The organism is Lancefieldella parvula (assembly GCF_963530955.1).
Taxonomy (GTDB): Bacteria; Actinomycetota; Coriobacteriia; order Coriobacteriales; family Atopobiaceae; genus Lancefieldella; species Lancefieldella parvula_A.
The window spans coordinates 1-3,636 of record NZ_CAUSFQ010000113.1; the positions used below are offsets into that span (position 1 = coordinate 1).

General features: G+C 50.1%; 2 protein-coding genes and 1 pseudogene. All 3 read left to right on the forward strand.

What is annotated here, in order from left to right; genetic code table 11:
• A pseudogene (locus RWJ43_RS06385) lies at positions 1-528 on the forward strand (single-stranded-DNA-specific exonuclease RecJ); the annotation flags it as partial.
• Positions 521-2,866 carry a bifunctional (p)ppGpp synthetase/guanosine-3',5'-bis(diphosphate) 3'-pyrophosphohydrolase gene (locus tag RWJ43_RS06390; RefSeq protein WP_314009064.1) on the forward strand — a complete coding sequence of 782 codons (2,346 nt, stop codon included), beginning with the start codon at positions 521-523 and terminating at the stop codon, positions 2,864-2,866. The pseudogene RWJ43_RS06385 and the gene RWJ43_RS06390, both read left to right, overlap by 8 nt.
• A complete protein-coding gene (locus tag RWJ43_RS06395; protein WP_314009066.1) occupies positions 2,859-3,635 on the forward strand; it encodes an MBL fold metallo-hydrolase in 777 nt (258 codons plus the stop codon). The genes RWJ43_RS06390 and RWJ43_RS06395 overlap by 8 nt, the downstream gene beginning before the upstream one ends.
• Position 3,636: the final 1 nt, after the last annotated feature.

Sequence of the window (3,636 nt, forward strand, 5' to 3'; positions counted from 1 at the left end):
GGACGTGCAGGTAGAGACGGTAAGCCTTCTGTAATTCAGATGCTATTTGATGCGCATGATATGCGTGTTAACGAGCGCATCCTTTCTTCTCATGCACCACAGCGAGAAGCCCTGGTAGCTGTCTACCGCGCGCTTACGGCACTGCAGCCAAAGCTTGGTGCTCAGACAGCTGATTCAGCACTCACTGATGAAGATATTGCGCAGATGGCGCTAGAAATTGATCCGCGATCTAAGGCTGACGAGCAAACCGTTCGTGTTGCACTTGACGTTTTTGCTGAGCTAGGGTTTATTAGCATTGAAGGATTTGATCAATCGCGAACAATCTCCGTCAATAGTCAAGCTTCGCACATGGACTTGCTGGAGTCTGCACGCTACGCTGAGGGGCTTAAAGCGCACGCTGAGTTTGAATCATTTGCTCAGTGGGTACTTTCTGCTTCACCAGATGAGCTGGCAGATGCTATAACAAAACCCATCGTTCCAGAAATTGGTTCAACGTTTGATGGGGGAAGGGAGTCCTCTGATGAGTGACGAGAGGACCACAAAAGAGGCCAAGGCGCCAGGCGCGGATAATTACCGTCTGCTTGAGGGGGCCGTGCGCACATATTTGCCTGAGGAAGCTCAGGCAAAGATTGCTGCTGCATATGCCTTTGCTGCTGACTATCACAAAAATCAGCGTCGTCGTTCTGGCGAGCCTTATATCAACCACCCAGTTGAAGTGGCCCTTATTCTTGCGCACGATCTTCATATGGATGAAGACACCATCTGCGCTGCCCTTATGCACGATACCGTAGAAGATACGTCTGCCTCACTAGATGAAATTTCTTCTCGCTTTGGTAAGTCAGTCGCCGAGCTTGTTGACGGCGTCACAAAACTTACGTCCATCGAAGTCAGTTCAATGGACGAGAAACAAGCGCTTAACCTGCGCAAAATGTTCCTTGCCATGTCAAAGGACATCCGCGTTGTTATCATCAAGCTTGCCGACCGTCTTCACAATATGCGCACGCTGGCGGCACTTCCACCGGATCGTCGTCTGTTTAAGGCGCGAGAAACCATGGACGTGTATGCGCCACTTGCTGACCGTCTGGGTATTTCTTCGGTTAAGTGGGAGCTTGAGGATTTGTCCTTCTTCTGGCTTGAACCAGAGGAGTACCAGCGTGTTGCTCGCATGGTCTCTGACTCTCGTGCACAAAGAGAGAATGACCTCAACAACGCTAAAAAGACTCTGACAGATGAGCTTAATGCTGCCGGTCTTACTGACTTCCAGATTACGGGACGCCCTAAGCACCTGTGGTCCATTTATCAAAAGATGGTTCGCAAGGGCAGAGAGTTCTCCAACATCTACGATCTTATCGCCTTGCGCGTCATTACAAACTCTGTAGGCGATTGCTATTCAGCACTGGGTGCTATCCATGCGCTATGGCATCCAATGCCTGGTCGTTTTAAGGACTATATTGCAACGCCAAAGGCAAATCTCTATCAGTCTTTGCACACAACAGTTATTGGCCCTGATGGACGCCCTATTGAGATTCAGATTAGAACTGCCGAGATGCACGAGGCATCTGAGTACGGTATTGCTGCTCACTGGCTGTATAAGGAGCAGGGCAATTCAAAGGGCAAGATGTCCTCTGAAGACAAGCTTATTGACTCAACTATCAACTGGATTCGCCGCAGTCTTGACTGGGCCGTTGAAGACGATATTGACGATCCCCACGAGTTCTTGGATAACTTGCGTGTAGACCTCTTTGAGCATGAAATTTTTGTATTCACGCCAAAGGGTGAGGTCATGAGCTTGCGCGTCAATTCAACACCTCTGGACTTTGCTTACGCTGTTCACACCGAGGTGGGCAATCACTGTGTTGGTGCGCGCGTTAATGGCTCCGTAGTTCCACTGACGCATACGCTTCAGATGGGTGACCGCATTGAGATTTTGACTAACAAGAACGCTCGCCCTTCTCGCGACTGGATGACGCTGGTAAAAACGCCGTCCGCACGTGCAAAGATCCGCAAGTATTTCTCGCAAGAGAACAAGTCTGACGATGCCGAACGCGGTCGTTCTGAGCTTGCAAAAGAGCTGCGCAAGCGTGGCTATGGCATCAGCGCTACGCGTACGGTTAAGGCTCTTGATCAGCTCACCGAGCAGTTTGATTATCGCAGCGTAGATGACCTGTTTGCGGGAATTGGTGCAGGTAATCAATCTGCTAAGCAGGTTGTTAATCGCGTGAGTGAAATCTTAGAGGAGAAAAACCCTGAGGTTGTTACTGAGCAAGAGCGTAATGCGGCACGCCTTCAGGAGAAGAACAAGGCAATTGCAAACGATCAGCCTTTGGTTCGCTCCTACGTTATTTCTCGCACCGCTAAGGGAAGTCGCCCCAAGAAGTCTAACTGTGGCGTTGTGGTAAACGGCGATCCAGATTTGCTTGTTCATCTGGCGCATTGCTGCAATCCTGTTGCAGGTGACGATATTGTGGGCTTCATTACACGCGGTCGTGGCGTTTCTGTTCACCGCGCCAATTGCCCTAACGTTAAAGACTTGCTCAACGATCCAAAGCGTATCATTCCTGTTTCTTGGGACGCCAGCGGTGCTACTGAGTTTAGGGTAGAGATTGTCGTTGAGGCAACAGACCGTATGGGCCTTCTTAAGGACGTCACGGTTGCGCTGTCTGACGCTGGTGCAAACATTCTTTCTGCCGCTACACAAGTGGGCGAGCAGGGCGTAGTACGTATGCGTTTCTTGGTTTCTATCTCTGATACCAGCTTGCTTGATACCTTATTTGCATTTGTAACTCGCGTGCCTTCTGTCTACGACGCTCGTCGTATTATGCCAGGTGAAGGTGCTAATCAGCTGAGAAGGAGACTTTATGGCTAATCAAAATGAGGGCTGCTCTTGCGGCCATAATCACGAGGAAGAGCACGGCGGACACGGCGGCTGCTGCGGTCATCATGGCGAGCATGGCCACGGTGAGCATGGTCATGGCGGTTGCTGCGGCCATCACGGCCACGGTGGTTGCCATCACGCAAAAGACCAGATTGGTGTCTTTAAAGTAGGTCCTCTTGAGACTAACTGCTACATTTACGTTTCTGGTAATGAGTGCATGATTATTGATGCCGGTGCATCGGGTGCAGAGATTGCTGCACAGCTCTTGAACCTTGAGCTTAAGTACATTGTTGCTACTCACGGCCATGCTGATCACGTTGGTGGCGTTAAGGCTTTGAAGCTTGCTGTGCCTGGCGCTCAGTACCTAATCAACGAAGCAGATAATGAGCTTGCGCAGAGGGCTCATAACTCAAACGAGATCTATGATGATGCTCCAGAGCCAGACGGTTTTCTTCACGAGGGAGATGTTCTCTCTGTTGGAACTGCACAGTTTAAGATTATGGAAACTCCAGGCCACACTCCTGGCGGCATTGTTTTGGTGGGTGAGGGAACTGCTACTGGCGCCGTTTTTGTAGGCGATACGCTTTTCCAGGGCTCTGCAGGAAGAACAGACCTTCCAGGTGGCAACTTTGAAACGCTTAAGGCTTCTTTGAACCGCATCAAGACAGAGCTTGATCCAACCTCCATTATTTTGTCAGGACATGGAAATCAAACGTCTCTTGAGGCAGAGATAGCAACTAACCCTTTCTTACAGGATTAAA

Bases quoted from the DNA above. Each gene is read 5' to 3' on its own strand.
- RWJ43_RS06390 (WP_314009064.1), top strand. From the start codon at position 521: ATGAGTGACGAGAGGACCACAAAAGAGGCCAAGGCGCCAGGCGCGGAT.
- RWJ43_RS06395 (WP_314009066.1), top strand. From the start codon at position 2,859: ATGGCTAATCAAAATGAGGGCTGCTCTTGCGGCCATAATCACGAGGAA.